Below are 26,551 nucleotides of genomic sequence, written 5' to 3'. Positions count from 1 at the left end.
GTTTGCTAACAACAAACATACAAAACGCTTATTCTAATCCGCCTTCTCAAGAAGTTCCTCAGGTTTTCATCTTCTTCCTTTTTCTTTTCCTGATTCGTTTCTACCTCTTTATCTCCCGACGGTCTATCCCCGCCGCCACCCTCTCATACTGGTCTTCAGCGGAATCTGCAAAGCGCGAAGAGACCCGCGCATCCCAAAATACCTCCGAAACTGACAGCGGGCTCTAAGACAGACCACTGCATCCCGCTCGAACAAGGCGATAGAGGGGGGGCTCCGGTCGGATCGAGATGGTTTTGATGCGCGGAAAACGTGCGGTGATCGGTCGGTATCTGCTTCAGCGTCTCTTTTCGCTTTCGCTTGCGGAGGAAGCGGAATCGGTCCGAAATATATGGACGCGGTTGCGGCCGGCGCGCTTCGCTTCGTAGAGCGCTTTATCGGCGCGATGAATAAATTCCTCGGGGGTGGGAAGCGTCTCCTCGTTCCCTTTCATCGTGCTGATTCCGAAGCTGCACGTCACGGTAGTATCCTCCGGAAGGAATCTCTCGGCGGCAGTCGCCTCCCGCAGCCGCTCCGCCGCGGCGAGGGCTTCCGCTTCAGCCGTATCGGACATCAAGATGAGAAACTCCTCTCCTCCATACCGGGCCACGGTGTCGTAAGGCCGGACGATGACGCCCAAGAGCCTCGCGAGCCCATTGATCACTTGATCCCCCATAAGATGTCCGAAGCGGTCGTTGACCGACTTGAAGTGGTCGATATCCATCAAAAGAAGGGAGAGAGGCCGATGCAGGCGGAACGCCCGGTCCATTTCGGAGACGAGAATTTCATTCAGGTAACGGCGGTTGTAAAGACCGGTCAGGGGATCGCGGATGGAAAGGCTTTTGATCTCCTCGAATGCCTGTTGTTTTTGAATTGCAATGACGGCCAGCGTCGCCAGCAGCCGGAGGGCCTCGAGCATGGAGGGGGTGAATGTCCTGGGCTTAAAATCATCATTGTAGAGAATGCCGACCGGTCCCTTCTCGGAGAGAAGCGGAACGGCGATCAGGGAGCGGACCCCCTCTTTAAGGAGAATCGGGTTGTTGAAAGAGGGGAATTCGGAAATATTCGGGATCACGACCGGTTCATTACGCGAAAGAATATGTTCCGTCAGTCCCCCGGCCCGGACGGAATAGATCGCCTGCCTAAAAAAATCGGACGAAAAGCCTTTGGCCGCAACGAGGAACAGTTGCTGCTTGTCCTTGTCAAAAATCGAGAGGGAGCCGGCCGGCATTCCGGTCATCCGGATCCCCCCCATCACGATCGCTTCGAAGATCTGCTGGGAGGTTTCGGAACGGGAGAGGAGCTGGTTGATTTCCAAGAGAACCCGATGCTCCGCCAGATGCGCCCGTAATTGGATCTCCTGCTCCTCCAATTCATGAATGACGCTCCAAATAAGAAAGGAGACCTGTCCCGTCACCACATCAAAGGAGCGGGTGGGGATATTGATCAGGCGCGTGTGCATCTGTTGATTCCCGGTCAAATCGAAAACCAGATCGACATCGATCCCTTGCATGTACTGAACGGGATCTCCGATGAAAACGGGAAGCGCCGCTTCTTGGGCGAGAAGGATGCCGGGCGCCTTTGGGTCCAGATCGGAGACCCCGGCGATTTGCACCCAGTTAAACCGCAGCAAGCGGCTTAAGACCGCTCTTCCTCCTCTTCCCGCTCCGATCAGGAAAATTCTTGTAAGACCCTCTTTGTTTACATTGTTTTCGATTTTTGTGCCGTGGGACATGCGCCTCACTCAGGTAAAAGATGGTTCACACTCGTCAGATTTCGATGATCCTGTTTCAGAAGTTTATCGCAAGCTTTCCCATTGTCAACTTCGTCTCCTGGGATTTCTTCTTCCGGAATTAGGGTCGATTCCCAATACCGCAACGAGAATAGTTTGCTACCCTTATTGACGGACCGCACATCCTCAAGGCTTTTAACATAAAGAAAGATCAACGGCGAGAGGGTTGAATACTTTTAGCGGTCCTTACATTCAGCAATCTTATCGTAAGATCCTAATTGGCAATAGGTATTCATCTGTTAAGGAGAAAAAATGAGACGTGTCGAATTTATGCTCGGTGGCGAGGATTTTAAAAAAATGACCGCGGCCCACTTTATGGAGTCCGATGTTTATTACTACTCCCAAAACGCGCCCGCGACCGAGTTGATCAACGCCATGACGCGGGGCGGATTCGGAAGCTTACCGATCGTGGCGCCCGGCAAAGTGCTCGTCGGCATTGTCAGCGAGTACGATTTATTAAATGCGATCATGGCCGGCAGAGATCTTAAAACACTCACAGCCGGGGAGATCATGACGGCCGATCCGGTCACCGTAAGCGAGGAAACCCCGGCGCAAGACATCCTGGCGATCCTCCAGGCGAAGCACTTTATTCGGGTGCCGGTCGTTGATGAGAACAGGATTCTGGTCGGCGTTGTCGCCCGACGGGATATTCTTCTCGGATTTAAGAAGTCGATCGAAAAGGCCCCCCAGATGGCATTCAATCTGTTGTAAGAGACCCTGCGATGATCTAAGGCCCTGCTTTCTTTGAAAGCAGGGCCTTTTCATTCCCGGAACCGAATCAACAGAAGAAAATGCGGCCTGTTTTGGGTAAAAAATTTTTCTTGAGACCGCCCGGGCGAGTATGTTATATTCGGTTTCGCTCGGCAATCTGACCGCTGAGCGCCTCCGGAACTCTCATGGGGGTTCTATTCATCGGGAATATACATTCACGATGACGTTCAGAACAAATACGGCGGCGCTTAAGGGGGCGCCGTCGGGATGGTCGGATCACTCGTCAGCAACAAGGGAGAAGAAAATGGCCACAAACACAGGCTCAAAAACAATCGTCGCCCCAGGTTTTGACCTCTTTTTTGATATGATGCATAGATATGGGTTACTTCTCGTGTTATTTGGCAGCTTGGCGTACTTTGCCTACGTCCAGTTTAACGTCACCACCTTTATCCCAGGCTCCGCTTGGAGCGTTCCCGCTGCCGCTCCGGCCGCCCCAGCGCCGAAGTAACAGAGAAGACTCGAGTACCGCTTTTTGTTCGGTCCTAGCGCCAGGATCGTCTTTAAGATCGTTGCCGGGTGGAAAAGGGGGTTAGACTCCTTTCCACCCGGCGCTCGTCCCGCAAAAGACCTCAGAGTTGAAGTTTGTCCACGCCGTTCTTTCCCTCCCTGGAGCTCCAAAATCTTTATATTCCAAGCGTTTCTGATTCCTACGACGTAACCTGACGCGGCGCCTTTTTGCGCCTTCAGTCATCGGAAAATTCACACTCTCCGGCCCTTCCATCCCCCCCTGCGAAAAAGGAATCCCCCCGCCACCGCCAGGGTGGAGTAAGCGGCGGTCACGGCGATGAAGACGCCGCGCGGACCCATCCCCGCCGTCACCGCCAGCAGGTAAGCCGCCGGGATCTTGAACAGCCAAAAGCAAAAAAAGTTGAGGAACGTCGGGGTGGTCGTGTCGCCCGCGCCGTTGAACGCTTGGGCGAAGACAAAACCATAAGCGTAAAAGAGAAATCCGAGCGCCACGATCCGAAGACAGTCGACGGCAAACGGGACGACCGCCGGATCGACGGTGAAGAAATGAACGATCGGCCCCGGCAAAAGGACAAAGACGACGCTGACCGATCCCAAGAAGACGAAGTTGTAGAAAGCGGCGATCCAGACCGATCGTTCCGCGCGCTCCGGCCGGCCCGCCCCCAGGTTCTGCCCCACCAGGGTGGCCGCCGCGTTGGCAAAACCGAACGAGGGAAGGAGCGCGAAGATGGCGACACGGATTGCGATCGTGTAGCCTGCCAGCGCCGCGCTTCCGAAGCCGGACAAAATTCGCACCAGGCCGAGCCAGCTTGCGCTCTCGACCAAGGTCTGCAAGATGCCGAAGGCCGAGATGCGCAGCAATCGAACGGTCACTGAAACGTCGAAGCGGAGGTGCCGTCTTCCGATCGACAACGCCGCCTCGGAGCGGGACAGGTTCGCCAGCTGATAGAGCACACCGACTCCGCGGCCGATCGTCGTGGCGACCGCCGCCCCCGCGACCCCCATCTCCGGAAACGGCCCCCACCCGAAGATGAAGAAGGGATCGAGGACGATGTTGATCACATTCGCCAGCCAGAGCGACCGCATCGCCGCCGCGGCGTCGCCTGCCCCGCGGAAGATCGCATTCACAAGAAAAAGGAGAACGATGGTGACACTCCCGCCGAGCATCATCGCCGTGTAGCCCGATCCGCGGCTCACCACAGCGGGGGAAGCCCCCATCGCGGAAAGGAGCTGAGGCGCAAGCCAAATGCCGGCCCCCCCGATGACGGCCGAAATCACCACCCCGGCCCAGATCGCCTGAACGGCGGCAAGGGCAGCCCCTTCCCGATCTTTCTCGCCAAACCGGCGCGCCACTGTCGCGGTCGCCCCCGCCGACAGCCCCATCGCCACCGCGTAGACGACGGAGAGCATCGCCTCGGTCAGACCGACCGTCGCCACCGCTTCCGCGCCGAGCTTGGAGACCCAGAAGATGTCGACGATCGCGAAAAGCGACTCCATCGACATCTCGAGCACCATCGGCACCGCCAGGAGGACAACCGCCCGCCGGATCGGCACCTCGGTAAAGTCCTGCCGGCTCCCGCGGACCGCTTCGCGAAGGGTCGCCCAGACACCGGCGGATAGCGCGGGCCGGGACGAAGGGGCCGTCACCGAACCGCCGGGAGAAAGCAGAAAAAATTTTGCCAAGAAACGCCATACACGATCGATCATCGGTTTGTTTTTCCCACCTTCATTCTCACGACAGAATAAGCGGTCCAGTTTACAACCAACTTCAATCAGGTGCAATACGGTCCCAGGGGGCGTTCTTTTGTAGGGGCGTATTGCAATACGCCCCTACCGCCGTGATGCGTATTCACCTGTGAGAGGACTTTTCCAGAGGAGGAATGACGTCAAACCTTCATGCTCAAAATAATCTCTTTGAGCAGATGGCGATGGCACTGTTTTTCTTCTTCCGCGCAATGGCAGAGCAATGTCACCGGCTGGGTCTCCGCCAATTTCTTGATCAGTCTCAATGTAAACTTCTGCCCGTGGTTTCGGATGACCCTGTTCTGCCGATCGGCCCCGCCGCGCTGAAACATCTCCGCCTTATATCGGCGCGTATAGGTTTTCCAATCGATCTCCTCGTTCAGAAAACCTCTCAGCAGCGGTTCGCTCGGTCCCAAATTCGCCATCCAGACGTCGTAGCGATCTTTCTTTATCCCGCGACCCCGAAAGCGGGCCACCAGGATGCGCAAGCCGTCTCTTTTCGGATCGAGGGGGGAATGGATTGATTTCGTCTTCAACATCGCCTTTCAAGCTCCATACAAGGCTTAGACTTAGGTCAGCAATGCGTCTCGTTCCGCCTACTCCATTGGAGGGCCGAAGACTCCTCCTTCCGTCTGATTGACTCATTCCCGAAAGGTTCCTACGATAGAAATTGGAAGTCATTCGGCTCGAACCAAACAGCGATTTTTGACGCCGAGGACGGAGGAGAAAGCCTCTCCGGACGACCCTTTCGGAACGCCCGGCCGGAGGGCTTCGTCTCACCACGATTATGACTCACCCAAACACGTTTGAAAAGGAGACCTTTATGAGAAAGTTGTTTGCGACGATTGGATTGTTAGTTTTGCCCCATCTGGTTCATGCCCAAGAGGCGGCGGTCGTTACGCCGGGAGGCGCGGCGATCCTCTTCTCGGGTCCCCATTTTTTCGCCGCGCTTCTGGTCGGAATTGCCCTTGCGGTGGCGTTTCAGCTGGCGCTCACCCATCTTTCCGTGGCGGCCGGCGTCAGCGCCGTCGGACCGGTCGATAAGAGAGAGACCGACACCTCCCGGGACGAGAATAAAGAGAAGGAGGATCAAGGGGCGATGGCGACCGTTCGCAAGATCACGACCGGGTACGGCCTCTGGACACTGGTCACGGCGAGCATCGCCCTCTTTTTTGCCAGCTGGCTCGCGGTCGAGATCAGCTTGACGCCGAGCGTCTTGATCGGCGCGATTTTGGGCCTAACCGTCTGGGGGCTGTTTTATCTGGCGATGACCTATCTGCAGTTGGGCGCCGCCACCTCGCTGATCGGCTCGCTGATCAATACCGCCACCTCGGGGCTCCGCTCCATGGGGGAAGCGGCCTCCTCCCTCTTCGGGACCTCCCCCGAAAAACAAGCGGCCGACACCGCCGCGCAGGTGACCGCCGCGGTGCGGGACGAAATCTTCGGGGAGATGGCGCCGGAGGATGTCCGAAACCGGATGCAGCAGTTCATTCAGGAGCTCAAGCCCAAGCCGATCGACCCCCGGCAGATCCGCGAGGAGTTGGAGCAGCTCTTCAGCGAAACCGAAATCCGGGCGATGACCGTTCACGACGATCGATTGGACCGCGATAAACTGATTGCGTCGTTCGACACGAAATACGGCTCTCCCGAACGGAGACGGGAGAAGATGGCGCGGGCCAAAGGGGCCGTCGCCACGGCGCAGGAGGAGGCAAAATCGAAAAAACCGGTCGCCGAGAAAGTGGTCGATGCCGGATTGCGCGTGGCCGCCGGCTACTCCAAAGAAGAGGCGGAACGAACCCGCCGGGAGTGGGAGCAGTATCTGCGTAACACCGGCAAAGAGGCGCTCAACCCCGACAGCATCAAGCGGGAAATCGAAACGCTTGTCCATGATCCCAAGAAAGGGGCGGCCCTCCTTCAGAGCCGGGCCAACGAGGCCTTCAACAAATCGACGGTCGTTTCGCTCCTAGAACAGCGGGAGGATATGTCGCACGAAGAGGCGGAGCGGACCGCCGATCGGGCCGAGCAGATCATTCGGGAGTTTCGACAAAGAGGGGGCGGGGTCCAGGAAAGTCTGAGCGCCCTCCAGGAGAGCGCCGTCGCCCGGGTGCGGGACTATCTCGACTCCCTGAATCGCCCCGACCAAAAATACGGCGGATTGCGCGACGATCTGATGCGTCTTTTCCGCGATCCGAAACGGGGGGCGGAGGCATTGGCCGATCGTCTTAAATCGATCGACCGGGAGACCCTCAAATCGACCCTCGCCTCCCGCACCGATCTTTCGGAGGAAGATGTCGAACACATTCTCAACCAGATCGAATCGACGCGCGACAAGGTGGTCGGAAAAGCGGAAGAGATGAAGGCCGAGGTGGAGCGCCGGATGAACCGCCTGAAAGAAGAGGCGCTGAAACAGGCCGAAGAGACCCGGAAGGTCGTCGCGGCCGCGGCCTGGTGGACCTTCATCACCGCCGTGGTCTCGGGCGCGGCGGCCGTGGCGGGAGGGATCGTGGGAGCGACGTGACGCAGAAAGAAGAGGGATGCGTTCCATTCCTGAGAAGAAAAAAGAGGAGAGACGCCGACGAGAAGATCCCCTCTGGCTGACACGGTCGGAAGCGAGGAAAACGGAACGACGGTTCGCCCTCCGCCACAGTCGGAGGTTGTGCGTGCAATGCATACTCTTCACGGAAATCCTCGTTTTATATCCTCCATATGACAAAATAAAAGGGGTGGCCGAAAACGGCTACCCCTTTCAGTTGAAGACGAGATGAAGCATCGCGAAGAAGCAATACGAGGTTAATTCCCATCCTCGCGAGACTTATACGACTTGTCGGCGCCCAGCATGATCTCGCCTCCCTCCACCGCCTCTTTAAAGTTGTTCAGATCGTCTTCGATCTTCCGGGCCGGATCTTCGCCGAAGAATTCCGCGAGCGCCTCGCCGATCTCCCCGCCCGGAAGGGTGTATTCCATCGACACCCGAAGCTCCGTCTGTCCATCGCCGGCCTTTTCAAAATAAACCGTCCCTTCGTTCGGCACATCGGCATCGGCCAACGCGCGCCAGGAGATCATCTCATTCTTTTTATCTTCCACAATTTCGGCATCCCATTCGATCGGAACGCCGGCCGGGCCTTTTGCCACCCAGTGCGATCGTTTGCCGCGGGTACCGGTGACCGATTCCAAGTGGCTCATGATGTTCGGAAGGTTTTCAAAATTGCGCCAGAATGCATAAAGTTCTTCGGGTGATTTGGCAATAACGATCCTTTTTTCCACCTGAATCGGCCCGCTTTGGCCTCTGAACCGCTCGATTTTCCCTTTGAACTCGTCGGCCCATCCTTGGGCCCATCCCTTGGCCCGCTCCGTCAGGCTCTGAATTTCTTCGGTCAGGCGCTCGGTCCCGATGGCGGCCTTGATATTGAACGGGCGATTCGTGACCCCCCGATAAATCAAAGCTCCCGCAGCGCCGACCAGCAGGGCATCGGCCAAGCTCACCTTTCGAAGGTAATAGAAGAGCAGCGCCCCCCCGCCGGCCGCGGCTGCAATCTGCTCGATATTGTTGACGGAGATTCCTGCCATATACGACGACCCGCTCCGGGAAACAGCCGCCGGCTTTTGTTTCGCGTGATTTTTGTTTTTAGACGACATACCCATCCTCCTCATTTCTGATCCATTCAGAATTTTCAGAACGTGGTTCCTAAATGCGTTCAGACTCGGTTTTCTTCATTTTGCCGGAGACGGAAAGGAATACCCCTCCTCCGGATCGGGAGGAGACAATGACGGACTTCCCTTCACTGGTATTAGCATAACGTTTCAGTCGAGGCGGAGTCCATGCAACTTCCGGGTTAATACAAATGGGTGATAAGGCAGTGCGGAGTAGGTCGGCAAGGGATGGAACCCGGCGACCCTCGTCATAAGCCGATTACCGATTAATTCTTAATTCATAATTCCTAATTTATAATCTCCTTCTGTTTTTCGAATTCCGAATTATGCTACGATTTTTAGGGATAGCCATCTTTGGTCCTCTTAAATGCACTTCGAAGAAAAAATAAATATCTTGTTGGTGGATGACAAACCCAATAATCTTATCTTATTGGAAGCGATTCTGGATTCCCCCGAGTATCGTTTGGTGAAGGCGTCTTCCGGAAGGGAGGCGTTAAAACATCTCCTTAACGAGGATTTCACCCTCATTCTGCTCGATGTCATGATGCCGGAGCTGGATGGATTTGAGACGGCGGAGATCATTCGGCAACGCCCCCAATCCAGGAACACTCCAATTATGTTTATCACCGCGATGGACCCGGATGAAGAAGCGATGCTCAAGGCCGACTCGGTGGGGGCGGTCGATTATTTCTTCAAACCTTTTGATTCCGATCTATTACGGGCGAAAGTGTCTCTCTTCGTCGATTTGTACAAAAAGAATCGGCTGCTCCGGCGCAATTGAAACGCTTTTTCATCCGGAAGGATACGGATCAACCGCGCGTCCATGACCCGCCCTTCTTCACCCTTCCCTCTAGTAAAAAACCGCTCCGCTTTTTGATCTTGGTAAAACAGCGGTGAAAGATATCTTCCAACCAACGGCGGTCCCTTCCGATTAATTCCATATCATCAACGGCGCACGTCTCACTCCTGAATGGTATACTAATCGGCATCAATCCGCGCCCTCGCCGCTTGAATCGAACACGAGTGATCGACCGGGTCTATTTCGACAGAATCCACGAAATCACGACGGCGCGATAGAAGATCCAAATAACATCCAGTGAGAGGTAAACATGGCCTTACCGATTCAGATTCATACCCTCATCGTCGAAGACTCCGAAGAAGATACCGAGCTGCTGTTGCGGGAACTTCAGAAAGGGGGGTATGACCCGATCCATGAACGGGTTGAAACGCGGGAATCGCTGCAAGCGGCGCTCGACAACCGTCGGTGGGACATTATCTTCTCCGATTATACGATGCCCCAATTTAAAGGAACGGAGGCGCTGGCCCTCTTGAGAGAGCGCGGGAACGACACCCCCTTTCTTTTCGTGTCGGGGACGATCGGGGAAGACCGGGCCGTGGCGGCGATGAAGGCGGGTGCCGATGACTACATCATCAAAGGGAATTTAAAACGGCTGATTCCCGCCGTAAACCGGGAGCTGCGTGAAGCCGAGGTGCGGCGGGAGCGGAAGAAAGCGGAGGAAGCGCTTCAGGAGAGCAATCAGACCCTGGAGGCGGTCGTCCAGTCGTCGCCGCTCGCCATCATTGTGATCGATCCGACCGGAAATGTTCAGATGTGGAATCCGGCCGCCGAGCAGATCCTCGGCTGGAGCGCACGGGAGGTCCTGGGACATCCGATCCCCATTCGCCCGGAAGAGACAAAGAAAGAGACCCGGAACAGGGGGGCGGAACGCGAGGTGAAGCGATTCGTCAACTTGGAGCGCCGGTATAAAAGGAAAGACGGCGTCTTGATCGACACCAGCATCTCGACCTCCCTTCTCTGCAACAACAATGGGGAGATCAGCGGCGTCATGTGGATCATCGCCGATATCACCGAGCGCAAGCGCGCGGAGGCGACGATCAAACAGATGGCCTATTACGACACCCTGACCGCGCTTCCCAACCGGACCCTTTTACACGATCGGCTGCAGCAAGCGATTCCGGCCGCCGCCGACGAAAATAAATCGGTCGGCCTGCTCCTTCTTGATTTAGACCGCTTCAGAGAGATCAACGACACCCTGGGGCACCCTCGGGGCGACGCGTTATTGCAACAGATCGGGCCGCGGCTGCACGCGGTCCTGCAACCCTCCGATACGATCGCACGTTTGGGCGGGGATGAATTCGCCGTGATGCTCCCCCGGATCGATTCCGAACAGGCGGCCCTCGCCGCGGGCCGGCTTCTCAAAGCCTTGGAGAAGCCTTTTTTGATCGAAGGGATTCCGATTGTGATCGAGGCGAGCATCGGCATCGCCCTCTCGCCGGAGCACGGCGAAAATCCCGACAGCCTGATTCAGCACGCCGACATCGCCATGTATGTCGCCAAGGAAAACAAAAAAGGGGTCGCCCTTTACTCCTCAAAGGTGGACAAACACAGCCCGCGCCGCCTCGCCCTTCTCGGAGAGCTGCGGGACGCGATTGAGAACAACCATCTCTTTCTGGTCTATCAGCCCAAGATCCACCTCTGGACCCGACGGGTGATCGGGGTGGAGGCGCTGGTCCGCTGGCAACATCCTCAGTACGGTGTGATCCCCCCCGATCAATTCATTACGATTGCGGAACATTCCGGACTCATTCAACCGCTCACCCTTTGGGTGGTGAAAACCGCGCTCGACCAATGCAAGATTTGGCAGCGGGAAGGGAAGGCTCCCAATGTGGCGGTCAATTTGTCCGCTCGGAACCTTGAAGATCCGGAACTTCCGGATCAAATCGCACGATTGTTGGAGGCCAGCGGCGTGGGATCGGCCTCTCTGAATCTGGAAATCACCGAAAGCGCCCTGATGGTCAACCCCGCGCAGGCGATGGAGACCTTAACCCGTCTGAACAACATGGAGATTCAGCTCTCGATCGACGATTTTGGCACCGGCTACTCGTCTTTAGGATATCTGAAAAAACTGCCGGTCCATCAGATCAAGATCGACAAATCATTCGTGAAAGAGATGGCGACCGACGAAGAGGATGCCATCATCGTCCGCTCGACGATCGAGCTCACCCATAATCTCGGTCTCAAAGTGGTGGCGGAGGGGGTGGAAAGCGAAGAGGTGCTGGAAAAACTCGCCGCGCTCGACTGCGACGCGGCGCAGGGATATCACATCAGCCGCCCCCTTCCCCCGTCCGAGCTGAATGCCTGGTTCACCGAAACGGCGCCGGCCAAGGGATGGAATCTGTGAAAATCAACGAGGATGAAATAGGATTTAGAAGAACGGATTAGGAGTGCAATTCCACGCGCAGGCTCGTTTCTCTCGATTCATCAAACAAATTCTTCGGCAACGAAAAATAAAAAACGGCCCCTTGATCGACCTCTCCCTCGGCCCAGGTCCGGCCGCCATGGCGGTGGACGATTCGGCGGACGTTCGCCAGCCCGATGCCGGTCCCCTCGAACTCGTCCGCGCTGTGCAGCCGCTGGAAAACGCCAAAGAGCTTGCCGGCGTATTTCGGGTCAAAACCGGCGCCGTTGTCCCGAACAAAGAAGATGTTCTCTTCCCCCTCCGAGAGAAGGCCGATATCAATTTCGGCGCGCGCGCGGGTTTGGGTGTACTTCACCGCGTTGCCGATCAGGTTGGCCCAGACCTGCCGCAGCAGCGCGGCGTCCCCTCTCACTTCGGGAAGATGCCCGATCGTCCAAGCGATCTGCCGCCCCTCGACATCCGGCTGCAATTCTTGGATCACCTCCCGGACGGTGGAATCGATGCTGACCGGCCGAATGCGCATCTCGATCTTTGCCGTCCGCGAGAAGTCGAGCAGATCATCGATTAACCTTTCCATTTTTTTGGCTGACTTCATGATTGTGTCGATATAGCGACGTCCCTTTTCGTCGAACTGCGCCCCGCGATGTTCTCTCAGCATTTCGACGAAGCCGCTGATGTGGCGCAGCGGCGCCCGCAGGTCGTGCGAGACGGAGTAGCTGAACGCCTCCAATTCCTTGTTCGCCGCTCCCAGCTGCCCAGTTCGCTCCTCAACGCGCCGCTCCAGACTGAGATTCAACGCCCGGACCTCCGCTTCCGCCGCCTTGCGCTCCTCATTCGCCCGGTCGATCGCCCCCCCGATGATCCGGGAGAGCTGCGAGACGATCGCGCTCATCACCAAAACCGAGAACAGCGCGAGCAGCGCGGCCATCATCGCCGGGTTCGTGAATCGCCGGAAGCTGAGCGTATTGAGCCAGCCGCCGATCAGGATGACCCCGGCCGTAAAAGGGAGGAACACCCGCATCAAGCGCGCCTGCGTCGATTCGCCGATCCAGGAACGAAGCGGCCAGCTCTCGGGACCGCAGACCGAGATAATCCCGATGCCGAGGATCAGAAAGGCGATCGCCGTCGTCAGCGCCACCGGGATGACGGTGCCGCCGTACAGCAGCGGGGTTCGATACAGATAACCCAAGCTCACGACGAATCCGACCGACAACACCCCCGTTGCCAGGAAAGCCGCGAGGCCGCGCCGCCGCGGCCGTTCCGGGGACGCCGACCAGAGGAAGAAGAGCGAAAGACCGGCGAGGAGGAAATTCGCCGCCGTCACCGGAGACATCCGGCCGATGAGGACCGCCCCGAATTTCTCGGAGCTGCTCACCAGCCACTGATCGATGTCGATTTGGAAATCGAAGAGGTGCTGGCCGAGGGTGAGAGCGGCCAGGACCAAAACAAAACCGCTCCCTCCCCTTCCCAGTTTTCGTCCCCAGGGGGAGTCGGGCCGGTGAACCTGGAGGAGCAACGCGCTCCCGAGCATCACAAAAGCGAGGGCGGTGTTGGGCGCCATCGGAATATACTCCAGCCGGATGCTGGCGAGCAGGTGGAAGCGGATCATCCAGCCGATCAGGGCGACGCCGCCGATGGCGCAGGCGATCCATCCGCACAGATGCGCCGCCCGGCCGAACGGATCGGCTGACTTTGTTTCCGATTGCATGGGGGCCTCTTCAAGGGTGGAAGGAATTCCATCCAAGTATATCGGGAGAGACCGATCTGTCAATTTTTCGGCGGGTGAGGTCGGGACGCGGCTGAAGAAGATCAACTAGGAATGATTCACGAGGAAACCTCCCGATCCATGACAAAGAAGCGTCGGCGGGTCACCCTTCTTGTTGATCGTCCGATTCGGTTTCTTCCTCGGGCGGGGCCAAAATTGTTTTGCGGCAGTGGGGGGTGCCGCATCGGCAGGCGTAGCGTTTCTCGGCGTCCGGATCTTCTTCTCCGTCTCTTTCGTAGGCGTAATCGAAGAAGAGCTCTTCCCCCGCGGCGATGTCGCGGATCGCGTCGATGAAGACCCGCCCCTCCTCGACGACCGATTCGCAGTTGGGGTCGCAGGAGTGGTTGATGAACCGGGCGTCGTTCCCCTCGTGGGTGGCGTCGATCACGGTCTGCTCGTCGACGGCGAAGAGATAGGTATGGTGCCGCTCCATCTCGAAGTCGTTGTAGCGGGCGTCCGCTTGCGCGTGGGTGATCCGCTCTCCGGTATATTCGATGATCCGCGTTCCGTTTGGAATCGGCCGGAGGGCGAAGGCGCCGGACCCCTGGATTTGAGAGGAGCGGATCTCGAACCAGGGCCGGGTCCGTTGACGCGTTATTTTTTCGGTGACAATCTCATTCGGTTCGACCAGCATAAAGAGGTGGCTTTCTAGAATCCCTTCGAGTGGGCCGGCCGACGACAATGACGGACAGAGTCAGGCGGGGTGATCCCTACTTCCGAGGTCGATTCTGTTTTTATATGGGTTTGAGTGATCTCTGACCAAGCGGTTACAGCAGCGAAGTCTAACAAAGAGTTTCTTTTTTGTAAAGAAGAAGGGAGGAGGTTCTTCGAAATTGGGATCTGTTTCTACTTAGTGAAGGGTTCATTGGAATGGGGCCACGGTGCTTGTTACCGTTGAATGTCGTCCTGCTGATTCGTGGAGAAAGATCTAAACTAAAACAGCGATGAACTTTCCAGATCAGGGGTCAGATGATCCCGGAGCAACTACAATACTCTTCCCCTGCCACCCGCGCGATGCACTTACATTGGGCGCACTTGGCTTTCCGCAGACAGGCCTCCCCTCCGCCGCAGTCATCGATAATTTTGGTGGCCATCTCGAAGCACTCGGGAATCATCGGGGCATTGGCCGCGTAGCAGCAGACGCCAAGCCCATTTGCGACCTGGCACGGATAGCACTTTTCCTCCCCCGCCGGCGAGGCGCCGCTTTCCCTCTCCGGCGCGGCGACCTGCCGCTGAACCTGCCGGTTTGAAAACCCTTGCTGCACCACATGGGCCAGCTCGTGCGCCAAGAGCTGCCGGCCGGATGTGGTTTGCGGCGAATAAGACCCGGCTCCGAACACCACATCCCGCCCAACGGTATACGCCAGGGCATTGATCGATCGCGACGATTCGGCGGCTTTCAGATCGGCATGGACCCGCACGCGGCTGAAATCCTGTCCGAAGCGGGGCTCCATGAAGACCCGCGTGGCGGCATCGAGCGGCTGTCCCCCGGAGCGAAGGGTCTCCTGTACCATCGGCGGCACCGTCGCGGGGGCGGCGGGATCGGCGGTCCCGCGCTTCATCGAAAGCTTTTCCTCCGCGGCGCACTTGGGGCAAGACCCGCCGCCACCGGCACAAGGGGCACATTTCTTCTGCAGCTTCTCCCCTCCCGAGCCGGAAAGACCGGCGACTTCAGCATCCGGCATCCGCATCACCTGCTCGGCGACGCGGTCGGCCTCCTGTTCATGGATGTCTCCGGGCGTGCTGACGGTGAGCTTGGCCTGGAGCCGCTGCACCGCTTGGTTTCCGATGGTGCGCTGAAGGCGGAGAAGAGAAGGGGCGGGATGATCCGGCACGGAGGGTGTTTTATCCGGTCGGGTCGGCTGGGAGGAGATTTTCTTCTGAAGGGGCGTCTGGGTTTGTACAGCGGTTCGCACGGTCTCTCTCCGATTGCTTGCGCCGGCGCAGGGTTACCGACTTGAATTTAATTTGAGAATATTAATCGATCAGATTCCAAATTGCAATTCGATAAAGCGGTGGGGCTTGGACGAAGCCCCTTCCAGAATTCAGGCAGCCGAACTTTGACCCCCGGCGTGGGTTTGCACCCACTTCACAATCGCTGCCGCGTTCATCGCGCCGGATTGGCGGGCCACCTCCCGCCCGCCGCGAAAGAGCGCCATGGTCGGAATGCTCATCATGTTGAAGCGCGCCGCGAGGCCTTGCTCTTCTTCCGTATTCACCTTCGCGAAGCGTACATGGGGCTCAAGGGTCTTGGCCGCCTTTTCGAATTCGGGGGCCATCATCAGACAGGGCCCGCACCAGGGGGCCCAAAAGTCGACGACCACCGGGATGTCGTTGCTTGCGATCTGGCGGGCGAAGGCGGCTTCGTTCAGTTCCACCGGACGGCCGGTAAAGAGGGGTTGATGGCATTGGCCGCATTTCGGCCCCTGTCCGAGACGCTCCGGCGGAACGCGGTTGGTGGCGTTGCAGTGGGGGCAGACGACGCGAAGGGAGGCGCTCATGGGAGATCCCTTATCGAATGGATGGTCATGACTCCAGGTTAAATCCGATTCTCACACCCTGTCAATCATGTCATTGAACAAACCTGTCGGCGGCCTCTCGATCCCTCTTTCGCGCGATCTTGACATCGGTCAAACGAAATTGTAATTGCAATCGGGGTAGTCGCTCCGGAGGCGCTGGAGCCAGCGGTTGAAATAGAACTGGCGCAGCCCCATCCCTTCCCCCATCAGGTCGCTTCCGGCCACATCGCGGCCGTGGATGTCGCGCCCGGTGTATTGATACTCGGCCTCCGAGCTTCGCGCGATCCCGGCGATCCCCCGCCCCGGGTGCTCCAGACCGATCGAATGCCCGAACTCGTGCACGGCCGGCGTCTGGCCGCCGGACGATCGGACGTCGGCCTCGTCGAGGAAGCCGAGCTCGTCGGACGTGGTCCCCGCGCTCGACCGATGGTAGGTGCCGGTCGGGTTCGCGAACACGGTCGTATTCCAGTCGCCGGAGCGCGAATTGATCCCCCCGCGCCGCGGCGTGAGGTCGACGCGCGGCGAAAACCCGGTGCCGTGACAGGGGCAAGCGGAGGTCCACAACCCCATCAGGCTGCTGTAGCTGCTCGCGGAGGGGGTGATACGGTAGGGGTTCGCGTTGAACGCCGTTTCGATCGCGCTCTTGAGCTCCGTCATGAAGGTCTCTTCACGCGGCGGCGTCCACCCGTGGCTCGATGAGGACAAGAAGGCGAGCGAGGCGGTGTAGTGGGCGGTGAGGGTGCAACTCGACGCATCCTCCGTGTAGCTCAGGCGCTGGATCGCCGGGCGGCCGGTGCTCCCCTGCTGGACCACATGCGCCAGCTCATGCGCCAAAAGCCTTTGCCCCCGGTCGGTCTGCGGCGCATATTGGCCCGCCCCGAAGACCAGATCCCTTCCCACCGTATAGGCAAAGGCATTCACCGCATGGGCCGACGCCGCCGCTTCCGCGCCGGTATGGACCCGGACGCCGCCGAAGTCGTACCCGAAGCGCGGCTCCATGAAGGCCCGTGTCGCCGGATCGAGCGGCCGCCCCGCGGAGCGAAGCGCCGCATGGACGATCGGCGGCGCGGCGGAAGGCCCGGCCGGATCGGCCCTCTCCCGTTTCGGGGAGAGCTTTTCCTCCGCCGCCGCGCATTTCGGGCAGGGCCCCGCCCCGCCGGCGCAGGGGGCGCATTTTTTCTGCAGCCGCTCCCCCTTCGAACCGGAGAGATCGCCGGACGCTTCGTCCGGCATCCGCATCACCGCTTCGGCGATCCGGTCGGCCTCCCGTTCATCGCTGTCGCCGGGAGCGCTGACGGCGAGCTTCGTCTGAAGCCGCAGGGCGGCCTGATTTCCGATCCTCTGTTGCAGGAGGAGGAGAGAAGCGAGGTGATCTTCGGGAACGGAGGGGGTTCTGTCCGACCCCGCCGGGTGGGAAGAGGTTTTCTTCTGAAGTCCCGTTTGATTTTGTACGGTGGTTCGCACGCGCACTCTCTGATCGTTTGCAGCGGGGCCGCTTCGGCGGGTCGGATTTAATTTTAGAATATTAATCGATCGGATTTCAAATTGCAATTCGCGATTGGAACGGAAGGCGGTGTTGCAGTGGAAGCCTTCAGCCGAGCCATTGCGGGAAGAGGGCGGTGCCGTCGAACATCGAAGAGGTCTTGAAGCGTTCGTATCGCCCCTCGGCGGCGGCCCCGGCGGTCCGCTGAAGGAGGGCGGCCACTTCCGCCGTCGTCATCGGACGGAAGGTGCGGGCCGCTTCGAGCGCCTGATCGAGAATCGGAAGGCTGTCGATCCCGGTGATGACGACCGACGTCGGCAGGTTCATCGCATAATGGAGGCACTCGATCGGGGTGACCGCCTTGCTCTCCAGGATGATCTTCCCCCCCATCGACTTCATCCCGAGCACCCCGATCTGGTCTTTGACCAAGAGGGGAAGCACTCTGTTTTGAAAGCTGCGGAAGTGGGCGTCCATCACATTGAGCGGCATCTGGACGGCATCGAACCGGAAATTATATTTTTCCGCAATCTCCAGCATTCTCAAATGGACGAGCGGGTCTTTGTGGCCGGTGAAGCCGATGTAGCGGATCTTTCCCGCCTGCCGCGCCGCCAGCAGCGCTTCGTGCGCCCCTCCTTCGGCAAAGATCCGGTCGGGATCTTCCAGGCGGATGATTTCGTGGTGTTGGAGCAGGTCGATGTGGTCGGTCTGCAGCCGCCGGAGCGATTCATCGAGTTGTTGGGCGGCGGCCTCTTTGGTGCGGCTGTCGATCTTGGTCATCAGGAAGACCTTCTCCCGGTAGCCGTCGCGCAGCGCTTTCCCCATCCGGATTTCGCTTCCGCCGTCATGGTAGTCCCAGCAGTTGTCCATGAAGGTGACCCCGTGGTCGATCGCTTTGCGGATGATCCGGATCGCTTCCGCCTCATCGGGCGGATCGCCGATATGGTATCCGCCGAGCCCGATCAGGGAGACCTCCTCGCCGGTGCGGCCGAGGGTGCGGTAGAGCATTTCACCTTTGCGGGTAGAGGGTGGGGTTTGAAAGACCGGCGTCTGGGACACCATGGATGACTCACTCATTCATTTCCTCCACCTGAAAAAGAACCAAAAGTAATATGAATGACTTTATCTTCTTTCTTGTGAGGAGGACTGTAATGAGGATTACAGTTGGAATGGGGCTTTGCCCCAAACCCCACCGTGGAGAATAATGTAGCGGGGCTGCTCGCCCCACACCCCCGCCGCGGGGGGTGCGTGCCCACCCCCCTTCGGATTCCCAGGGCAGCGGGGGCTGCCGCCCCCCAGCACCCCCCACGGTCACAACTCGCACAACGCACGGAAGAGCACCGTGGATTGTGCTTCAAACAATGGTGACCTGATTTGGTAGATGAAACGTCTGGACAGAAGAACGCAGGAGAATGGGGGGCACAGAACGCCCACGACGCGCAGGCTCTTTGCTCTGGGGTGTTGATTTAATTCTAACAGCACTGGATTTAGTGGGTAATGTTCTGTGGGCCTCTGTGCCCGCAGCGCAAGGGACCCACTGGGGGATGGGTGGAGCGAGGACGCAGAGGCCCACTATAAATCAAATCGTCTCACCTACCCTACAAGGTCAGCTGTCTGAAGCACAATCCATCGGTGCTCTTCCGTGGGTGTGCGAGTTCTGACCGGTATGGGGGGTCCAGGGGGTTTACCCCCGGTGTCCCTTAGGAAGCCGAAGGGGGTTGGGCAAGCAACCCCCGCGGTGGGGTATGGGGCGAAGAGCCCCATTCCAATATTCATCGGTCATCCCGGATAAGATTCTTTAGTTCGGGGTGCGCCGGGCGCCTGTTCGTCGAGCGACTGGCGATACTTGATGCACCCTTGCAGGAACTGCGGCCAATCGGGGACGACCGGAAGGGGGTCGCTCTTCTCCGGCAAGAGGCCCCAGAGGGCGGGGTGATGCCAGCAGAGCGCATGCTGCGTGCTGTCGCGATGCCGGCGGATGCCGTTTCGCAGCTTCTTGGCCTCTTCGATCAGCTGCTCCCGCGACATAGTTTCCAGATCGTTGTCCATCGGGTTCTCTCCGCTCTCTTTGGTTTGACGCGCTGAGCCGAAACGAAAGCCGGCCTCCCTGCTATGGGCGGGCAAAATCGGGGATGCGGAAGCGCTTGCGGTAGGCGCCGGGGGCCATGCCGGTCGTCCGCTTGAAGAGGCGCCGGAAGAAGGCCGCGTCCTCGTAGCCGACCTGCCAGCTGATTTTGTCGATCGGTGCCTCGGTCCGCTCGAGCCGCCGTTTCGCATCTTCGATCCGCAGGCGCTGGACATAGACAAGCGGGGTGAGACCGGTCGCCTGCATAAAGCGCCGCTTGAAGGTCCGCTCGGCGAGCCGCGAGCGCTTGATCATCTCCTCCACCGGATGGGCGACCGAGAAATGGGTGTCGAGCCATTGCTGCGCGCTCTGGATGTCGCCGTCGCCATGGTCGCGCTTCCCTTCGAAAACGATGTACGGGGTCAGCCCCTCCTGGTGCCATTGCAGCGCATAGAGGCGGGCGACCTCCTGCGCCGCGGTCGCCCCGGCGTAACGGGCGATGAGGTAAAGCACCATGTCGTGCCAGCTCGTCGAGGCGCCCGAGCTCACGAGTTCTTCGCGCGCGCCCGAGATGATCAGCACCCGTTCCGGATGAACCGGCACCGCCGGATAGGCCGCCGCGAACGCGCCGGCGTAGCCGAAGTGGACCGTGGCGTCCCTGCCGTCGAAGAGGCCCGTTTCGGCCAAGAGAAAGATCCCCGAGCAGGCGGAGCAGAGGACCGCCCCGCGGTCGTACATCGTCCGAAGCCAGTCGACCAGACCGGGATAGCGCCCCTTCTTCCACCCTTCGGGTCGCAGCAGGACCGAGGGGACGATCACGATATCGGTCGTCTTAATTTCGGCGACCCGACGCTGCACCTGGATCGGAACCCCGCTCGCCAGCGCCAGGGGACCTGTCTTTTCGCCGACGATCTCGATCCGAAACGGCGCTTTTGGATTCGGCAGGTTCATAAGCGCGAACGCATTCATGACATCGTAGATGCCGCTTAGTGTCGAGACGACCGCATCGGGCAGCGCGACGAGGCTGACGTGAAGCGGATCCGATCCGGGGGAATGCGAATGTCGGGTCATGGCGAATGATTCCGAAGTTGGCTCTGATCAGCGGGAGGTTACCACAAAACCGGCCGGCGGCGCCACGGTCGCGCGGTGGCATAAAGGGACCGATTCGGGGCGATTCCGCCTCTGGCGGCATGTCTGTTCCTGTGCGATCCTGTGAACGTCCACTGAAACTTACAACAGGAGGTGAAGATGAACACACAGACGATCGATCAAACGAAGCTCGACACTTTTATCAACCGCGCCATCGGCGACCTCTCCGCCGGCTACGGCGGGGTGATGGTCAGCCTGGGCGCCAAGCTCGGTCTCTACAAGGCGATGGCCGGGGCCGGTCCGATCAGCGCGAAGGAGCTGGCGGCGCGGAGCGGCTGCGCGGAGCGCTACGTGAGCGAGTGGCTGAATGCCCAAGTCGCCGGCGGCTACGTCGACTATCACGCCGTGAGCGGGACCTACGAGCTTTCTCCCGAGCAGGCGATGGTGCTGGCCGACGAAGAGAGCCCGGTGTATATTCCCAACGCCTGGAACGTCCCGGCCTCGATGTGGCTCGATGAGGAGAAAGCGGTCGAGGCGTTCCGCACCGGGAAGGGGGTGGCATGGGGCGATCACGCCGACCGGCTCTACTGCGGGGTCGCCGCCTTCTACCGCAACGCCTACCGGGGAAGTCTGCTGTCGGCCTGGCTCCCTGCGCTCGACGGCGTGGTGGCGCAGCTGGAGGCCGGCATCGCGGTGGCCGATATCGGCTGCGGCCACGGTCACTCGACGGTCTTGATGGCCGAGGCCTTCCCGAACTCGCGCTTTTACGGCTTCGATACGCACCGGGCGTCGATCGACGCGGCGCGGGGCATCGCGGCCGACGCCGGTCTCGATGGGCGGGTTCACTTCGATGTGGCCGGGGCGATGAATTACCCCGACAAGCAGTACGGGCTGATCTGTTTCTTCGACTGCCTGCACGACATGGGCGATCCGGTCGCCGCCGCCCGGCACGCGGCCGAGGTGTTGGCGCCCGGCGGGACAGTTCTGCTGATCGAGCCGTTCGCCAACGACCGGGTTGAAGAGAACATCTCGCCGGTGGCGCGGCTTTACTACGCCGCTTCGACGACGCTCTGCTGTGCGCATGCGGTCTCGGAGGGGGGACGTCTCGTTCTCGGGGCTCAGGCGGGAGAGGCGCGTCTGGCGGAGGTCTTCCGCAAGGCGGGGTTCACGCACTTTCGGCGCGCGGCCGAGACGCCGTTTAACTTGATTCTCGAAGTGAGGCGGTAATGACTTGAGGGAGGAGCCGGGCTGGATCAGGGGCTCCTCCCTCGTGGGTGAATTTTTCAAGAAAGGAAAGTCAATAATTTTGTACGGTGTCCCCGGAATTCAGGGAGAGCGTCCTCCATTATTTATCCAGATCTTGCTCAATCACTCGTTAAACTATCTGGGGTAATAGTCAAAAATCAAGACCGACACCAATTCGTTGTGCTTGATTGAAAGGCCCAAATTCCTGTATAAGAAAGTCTTTTAAGATTTAATTCTTGCTGACTAAACCCCGAACTTTTCATGTTTTCTTATCTCTCGCCTTCTTCTAAATATTCCGAGTAGCATATTTTGCACCATGACCTATATCGAGGGATAAGACCTAATTTTTCATCTTTCTCATCAAACACTTTTTCAAATTCAGCCTCTAGAGCAGACTTTCCGCAGTGTTCACAGTTCTTAGGTGGGCGGAGAAGGTATAGAATAGGTTTTTGGCTCATTAATTTTCCTTCACATATACTAAGGTTTCTAATTGTCGCAGAATGGGAACTGCCCAAGGAGATGCACGAGGTTAATTGCAGCCTCCCGAAGAGTTCCGAGAAACACCATACTTAATTCAGTTTTTGCTTAGGTCTTGTTGTTTTGCGACGGAGAATAGACCCCGGAATTCTATACGCTTTTGGCGGCATCCCGATGGGCGACGTTAACACATACAGGTAAATAGGAAGAATTTAGGAATTTATAAGGAAAAAGAATGGAGAAAGTTAAGGCACCTTTACTCTCTCGGATGTGTTATTTTTTGTTCATACTCTTTAATACCTGATACGATCTGAGATCGCTTTGGCTCCTGACGACAGCGATCTAGTATTGTTAACATCCTTTCAGATTGCTCAACACATGCTTTGGCTGTTGCCTGGTTTTCTACCGACTTATCTGCCATATTATAATCTGCTTTGTTCCTCTTTACACGCAATTCGTCCAATTGTGATCCAACCCGCATAACTTCAAGGTCTCCACAGTTATGAAGTCTATGCTGGACCTCGCCATGGCCTCCTGGACCCTTTTGTACTTTAAAACCCATTGACTCCAAGATCTCTGCGCTAACATTGAAGACTGCATAATAGGCTCGACCAATCGCCGTACGGTAATCAACTGGGCTAGAACGATTTACCAGTTCTATCGCAATACGATGGAAGTCGCGTGGGTCCATTTGTTAGAGAATATTATATGATAGTCTGAACAGAACCCTTTCGGGCCAAGGGACAGCGGAGATCCACGAATCGGTATATTGATCGTATTTATCTAATATCTGCGAGACTTCCCCTGAAACCGTAATATTAATTGCAAGCCATTCTTCCTCGGTTTCCGGGTCTTCTTCTATTTCAAATGAAACTTGATTAACAGGAGAAAAGAACTTCTCGATTAGACGAAGAGCAATAGGGAAAAATTGTAGAATCCCTCTTTCTTTACAGAAGCGCAGGGCCTCAATAGAGACTTCCCTTTGTAGCACCTGATAGTAAACTGGAACATGAACAAGCAAACCTGAGGAGAGCCAGGATGATATCCCTCGGACAACAGGTAAGGCACTAGCCTCCACCTTTCTTACGTGGACATATACAGTCCCGGAACCAAGTCCTTTCTTCTCCAAACCGTCTAAAGTAATAAATAGCCTGCGAAAAGTATCCGCATTATTCTGACGATTTGATAAAGCACTATGTAGGGAAGATACTGAAGAGAACAGCCGCTCTCGGTCATAGTCAAACGGCTGAGTATTGTCCACGCTTCCGGATGGAGCCGGCAAATTTTGCATTGCGGCAACTGCTAGAATTTCTTCTCCTGCAGCAATCGTTGTTTCTTCCAATTTACTGAATCTCCATCCCCAGCCCACCACATAGCTGTTTAAATCTTACCAATATTTCTGGGAATAAATCCAAATTCCTTAAAAAGGAGTCAATGTCCTTGTAACGGAACTCATAATTAAATGTCATTGCTGCTGGTTGTGATCGGTCTTTCAGTTTGGTAACTTGAACTTCTATCATTCCTTCTTTCCATGGAAAACTGAAGGAGAGACCACTCCGTATATCACTAACCCCGGAAAGGGCGATGAGTCTATCTCTATTGATTCCCAATAACTGATCCAGTTTCTTCTCATCCTCGGCATCTTTGAAATGTATGTTTCCAATTAAATTAACACCGCCAAGTTGCAGAGGAGTATAGCGTAACAGATCTCCAAAATATTTTTTAGTAATCCCAAGAATAGGGCTCGACGTCGCATTCGTGAAGATGGAATCTGTTATCTGATACCTATTCTCTTCCACAACAATCGAGATGGGACCATATTTGATCATTGAGAGGACAGGGGTCGATACAAACTCTGAAAAAGGTGCCGCATCTTTTTTGTCTAAAAGGCTTCGGAACGGTTCTATATTTTCGGGAAGGGCATGATGTGATTTCAGAAAATCATGGTTTAAGATCTGCGGGTTCTGTCTTCCTATAAAAACAATGTTGAAGGCTTTCCCTTCGAATTTCGGCATTTATACTCCTTCAGCAACTACTTTAGTATAACCTTTATTGTGAGCAAGTGAAAGGCCCCTAAACCAATTGAAATTTCGTGGGAAATCCACCGAAACCATACTATTTGAGGCGCCACAACTGAAATATGGAGCTGAATTGCCTTTTTAAGGACGGCCATTAAATCTAACTATTACTAGTGATCAAGGCGTTGGTTCTTTGTTGCGCTCTTTTACAATTATCTTCTTAATAAAACGGTCATTCTTTTTAGTTTGAGCCGTAATGGTAGCAGAATCACTGTGGGCATTAGCTGCCCTTTTAGAATAATAGACAAATCCTTTAGCTTTCTCATTATCGAAAGGAGTAATCTTTCTCGGCGAACGCTGTTTGAAGATCGCCACCGTGTTAATCTTATGGTCTCTCTTTTTATGTTTTCTAACAAGTTGAACAGTTTTTCCACGGTCTTTGGATATACTGCTATTTCGAATAAAAACATTCTGACCGTCAAAATGAAAGCCAAGATATTGAGCTTTAGAAGGTTTAAGATTTAGGTCAAAGACTCCGAAGCCATTCTTCGGCTTCGACTGATAGATTCTCTTTTCAGTTTTTTTATCATTGAGCTGAATGCTCCCGGCACAAGACTCATTAAGTTGTTGTTTGACGAAATCTTCTATCTCGCTAAACCCTACCGTAGTCGGAACAGCAATAAGGATATCATCGGAATATCTCCTGTAAATTCCCTTTTTTGATTCCACATAGCCTTTAACTGCTATATCAAAATCCGCCATAAAAATATTCGATAACAGGCCTGATATGGCAGTTCCTTGAGGAATGCCTGTAATCGACAAGATTTCTTTTTCTTTAATCAACTGGTTTCCTTGTTGTCTAAGTATCTTCTTAAGCTCTCTTAAGTCACGGCATTCACAAATTCTGTTTTTCAAGCTTCCCCCAGAACCTCTATCGAGTCCATGCTGTCTGGGGTTCGTTTCAAATCTATCCTTGAAGTGTCCAACTAATTGCGCTTCCTCTATATAACAAAAATTAACTAAACTCTCGTACACCTTAAAATGATCACTGGGCAACCATTTCTTACCTAGAACTTGAGCCCACTTTTCCTTCAAGACGCCCACAGAGAGCTTGTCGAAAAACTTACTGATATCGAAGCAAAGAATATGGCATTCACTCATTGACCGTATGAAATTAAATGCTTCATCGGCCAAATGAGAATTACAAAACTTTATTCCATTTTTGGTGATGGGTCGATAAGCGATTACGTTACTGGTAAGTTTTTTTTCTAGCAGAAACTTCTCGTAGGCTTTTTGGATTTTAAATCCGTAGTAACTGTAGATATATCCATCCACATGGCTGGTATAAAATATATTCCGAGACTTCTCCTCGACTATTAACTTCGGTTTTTCTCCTGTTTTACCACCGAGTCTATATGCCTTCTCGCTATCCTTATCTCGCCGAATTTTTCTTGAAATCTTGAAGTAGTGGATCAATGGCGAAAAGCGGTGTCTTAAAATATTTTCTGGTCGGGTAACATACTTCTCAGCCTCAGATCTTTCAAGCGCTAAATCGAAATGAAGATAATTTTTTCGTTTGAACCATGGATGTTTTTTGGGCTTACCTTTAGCGGTCCTACGCAAAGTTCTCCCCAAAATGCACTAAGCGGGAGACCGACAACGGCATGTCGAAAAATGTCTCCCGCTTAACTGACCAATCCAGCAACTGGTAGGATCAGACTATAGTCATGGCTTACCCTACAACCCTTCTCCAATCGTTTCGCCTAAGGGTAAGCTGGTTATCCTTTTGGCTAGCCGCAGCCCTATTAGGCAATAGCCTAATCGGGCTTGATCTGCATGATCTGTGTTATTATCGTCAATCAAGGAGCTATCCCTATCATGGCTTTCATAACATTCAGCATACGCATAGTTGTTCTCTGGCCGGAGCCGCTCGAACACTTATGTTTCGAGTCAAGACGATTTCTCTTGCTCTTCAGCTGTCATCGTTAACGCCATTTGCGCTAAGCGTTAACAGCATACCAAGATTGTTTTTCTCTTTCAAGATAAAAAACTAAATCGTTATACCGAAATCATTTTACCTTTATTCAAGCTGTGAGGAACACTTCCAGTGAGCGACAAGGGGTCAGGTCTTGCAATCAAACATTCACTCACATATGTGGTAATGCAAGATCAGGTTTCGGGTTAGGTTGAATATTGACTTGCACAGATGGC

Annotated in this window: 21 protein-coding genes; 5 read left to right on the top strand and 16 right to left on the bottom strand. The window is 56.0% G+C overall.

The window, feature by feature from the left end:
- Positions 1-334 precede the first annotated feature (334 nt).
- On the bottom strand, positions 335-1,771 hold the full coding sequence (locus tag MCM46_12295) for a sensor domain-containing diguanylate cyclase (protein MCG3112586.1): 1,437 nt from the start codon (positions 1,769-1,771) through the stop codon (positions 335-337).
- A 309-nt stretch (positions 1,772-2,080) separates the two neighbouring features.
- Between MCM46_12295 and MCM46_12290 the strand changes: the two genes are divergently transcribed.
- The gene (locus MCM46_12290; protein ID MCG3112585.1) at positions 2,081-2,539 is read left to right on the top strand and encodes a CBS domain-containing protein; all 459 of its coding nucleotides are present in this window, start codon (positions 2,081-2,083) and stop codon (positions 2,537-2,539) included.
- Between the two features lie 759 nt (positions 2,540-3,298).
- On the opposite strand, the gene MCM46_12285 is transcribed toward MCM46_12290, so the two are convergent.
- Both MCM46_12285 and MCM46_12280 read right to left on the bottom strand, forming a co-directional pair.
- Entirely contained in the window at positions 3,299-4,774 is a 1,476-nt protein-coding gene (locus MCM46_12285) for an MATE family efflux transporter (protein ID MCG3112584.1), read from the bottom strand.
- A 179-nt stretch (positions 4,775-4,953) separates the two neighbouring features.
- The gene (locus MCM46_12280) at positions 4,954-5,349 is read right to left on the bottom strand and encodes a DUF488 family protein (GenBank protein MCG3112583.1); all 396 of its coding nucleotides are present in this window, start codon (positions 5,347-5,349) and stop codon (positions 4,954-4,956) included.
- 284 nt (positions 5,350-5,633) lie between these two features.
- Between MCM46_12280 and MCM46_12275 the strand changes: the two genes are divergently transcribed.
- On the top strand, positions 5,634-7,328 hold the full coding sequence (locus MCM46_12275) for a hypothetical protein (protein MCG3112582.1): 1,695 nt from the start codon (positions 5,634-5,636) through the stop codon (positions 7,326-7,328).
- A gap of 272 nt (positions 7,329-7,600) precedes the next feature.
- Here the strand turns inward: MCM46_12275 and MCM46_12270 are convergent, their stop codons facing one another.
- Entirely contained in the window at positions 7,601-8,446 is an 846-nt protein-coding gene (locus tag MCM46_12270) for an SRPBCC family protein (GenBank protein MCG3112581.1), read from the bottom strand.
- A 415-nt stretch (positions 8,447-8,861) separates the two neighbouring features.
- Here MCM46_12270 and MCM46_12265 point away from each other — a divergent pair, with 415 nt between their 5' ends.
- Positions 8,862-9,242, top strand: a complete 381-nt coding sequence (locus MCM46_12265; GenBank protein MCG3112580.1) for a response regulator — start codon at positions 8,862-8,864, stop codon at positions 9,240-9,242.
- 328 nt (positions 9,243-9,570) lie between these two features.
- Positions 9,571-11,664, top strand: a complete 2,094-nt coding sequence (locus tag MCM46_12260; GenBank protein ID MCG3112579.1) for an EAL domain-containing protein — start codon at positions 9,571-9,573, stop codon at positions 11,662-11,664.
- Positions 11,665-11,701: 37 nt separating this feature from the next.
- On the opposite strand, the gene MCM46_12255 is transcribed toward MCM46_12260, so the two are convergent.
- The 8 genes from MCM46_12255 to MCM46_12220 form a co-directional block, all read right to left on the bottom strand.
- Entirely contained in the window at positions 11,702-13,390 is a 1,689-nt protein-coding gene (locus tag MCM46_12255) for an ATP-binding protein (GenBank protein ID MCG3112578.1), read from the bottom strand.
- A 160-nt stretch (positions 13,391-13,550) separates the two neighbouring features.
- On the bottom strand, positions 13,551-14,081 hold the full coding sequence (locus MCM46_12250) for an SET domain-containing protein-lysine N-methyltransferase (GenBank protein ID MCG3112577.1): 531 nt from the start codon (positions 14,079-14,081) through the stop codon (positions 13,551-13,553).
- 331 nt (positions 14,082-14,412) lie between these two features.
- Positions 14,413-15,363 carry a DUF4157 domain-containing protein gene (locus MCM46_12245; GenBank protein ID MCG3112576.1) on the bottom strand — a complete coding sequence of 317 codons (951 nt, stop codon included), beginning with the start codon at positions 15,361-15,363 and terminating at the stop codon, positions 14,413-14,415.
- A gap of 129 nt (positions 15,364-15,492) precedes the next feature.
- Entirely contained in the window at positions 15,493-15,948 is a 456-nt protein-coding gene (gene trxC, locus MCM46_12240; protein MCG3112575.1) for a thioredoxin TrxC, read from the bottom strand.
- Positions 15,949-16,077: 129 nt separating this feature from the next.
- Positions 16,078-17,430 carry a DUF4157 domain-containing protein gene (locus tag MCM46_12235; GenBank protein MCG3112574.1) on the bottom strand — a complete coding sequence of 451 codons (1,353 nt, stop codon included), beginning with the start codon at positions 17,428-17,430 and terminating at the stop codon, positions 16,078-16,080.
- A gap of 127 nt (positions 17,431-17,557) precedes the next feature.
- Complete coding sequence (locus MCM46_12230; GenBank protein MCG3112573.1) at positions 17,558-18,523, bottom strand: aldo/keto reductase; 966 nt, start codon at positions 18,521-18,523, stop codon at positions 17,558-17,560.
- A 702-nt stretch (positions 18,524-19,225) separates the two neighbouring features.
- Positions 19,226-19,495, bottom strand: a complete 270-nt coding sequence (locus MCM46_12225) for a hypothetical protein (GenBank protein MCG3112572.1) — start codon at positions 19,493-19,495, stop codon at positions 19,226-19,228.
- A 61-nt stretch (positions 19,496-19,556) separates the two neighbouring features.
- Positions 19,557-20,582, bottom strand: a complete 1,026-nt coding sequence (locus MCM46_12220) for a helix-turn-helix domain-containing protein (protein MCG3112571.1) — start codon at positions 20,580-20,582, stop codon at positions 19,557-19,559.
- A 177-nt stretch (positions 20,583-20,759) separates the two neighbouring features.
- Here MCM46_12220 and MCM46_12215 point away from each other — a divergent pair, with 177 nt between their 5' ends.
- Positions 20,760-21,827, top strand: coding sequence for a class I SAM-dependent methyltransferase (locus MCM46_12215; GenBank protein ID MCG3112570.1), 1,068 nt, complete (start codon positions 20,760-20,762; stop codon positions 21,825-21,827).
- Positions 21,828-22,578: 751 nt separating this feature from the next.
- Here the strand turns inward: MCM46_12215 and MCM46_12210 are convergent.
- The 4 genes from MCM46_12210 to MCM46_12195 all read right to left on the bottom strand — a co-directional run bounded on the left by MCM46_12210 (position 22,579) and on the right by MCM46_12195 (position 25,963).
- On the bottom strand, positions 22,579-22,884 hold the full coding sequence (locus MCM46_12210) for a hypothetical protein (GenBank protein MCG3112569.1): 306 nt from the start codon (positions 22,882-22,884) through the stop codon (positions 22,579-22,581).
- 132 nt (positions 22,885-23,016) lie between these two features.
- Entirely contained in the window at positions 23,017-23,664 is a 648-nt protein-coding gene (locus tag MCM46_12205) for a hypothetical protein (GenBank protein ID MCG3112568.1), read from the bottom strand.
- Between the two features lies 1 nt (position 23,665).
- Positions 23,666-24,337, bottom strand: coding sequence for a hypothetical protein (locus MCM46_12200; protein MCG3112567.1), 672 nt, complete (start codon positions 24,335-24,337; stop codon positions 23,666-23,668).
- A gap of 180 nt (positions 24,338-24,517) precedes the next feature.
- Positions 24,518-25,963, bottom strand: a complete 1,446-nt coding sequence (locus tag MCM46_12195; GenBank protein ID MCG3112566.1) for a hypothetical protein — start codon at positions 25,961-25,963, stop codon at positions 24,518-24,520.
- Positions 25,964-26,551: the final 588 nt, after the last annotated feature.

This window comes from Candidatus Manganitrophus morganii (genome assembly GCA_021651055.1).
In the GTDB taxonomy this organism is placed as follows: domain Bacteria; phylum Nitrospirota; class Nitrospiria; order SBBL01; family Manganitrophaceae; genus Manganitrophus; species Manganitrophus morganii.
This window is presented reverse-complemented; position numbering and strand designations above follow the sequence as displayed.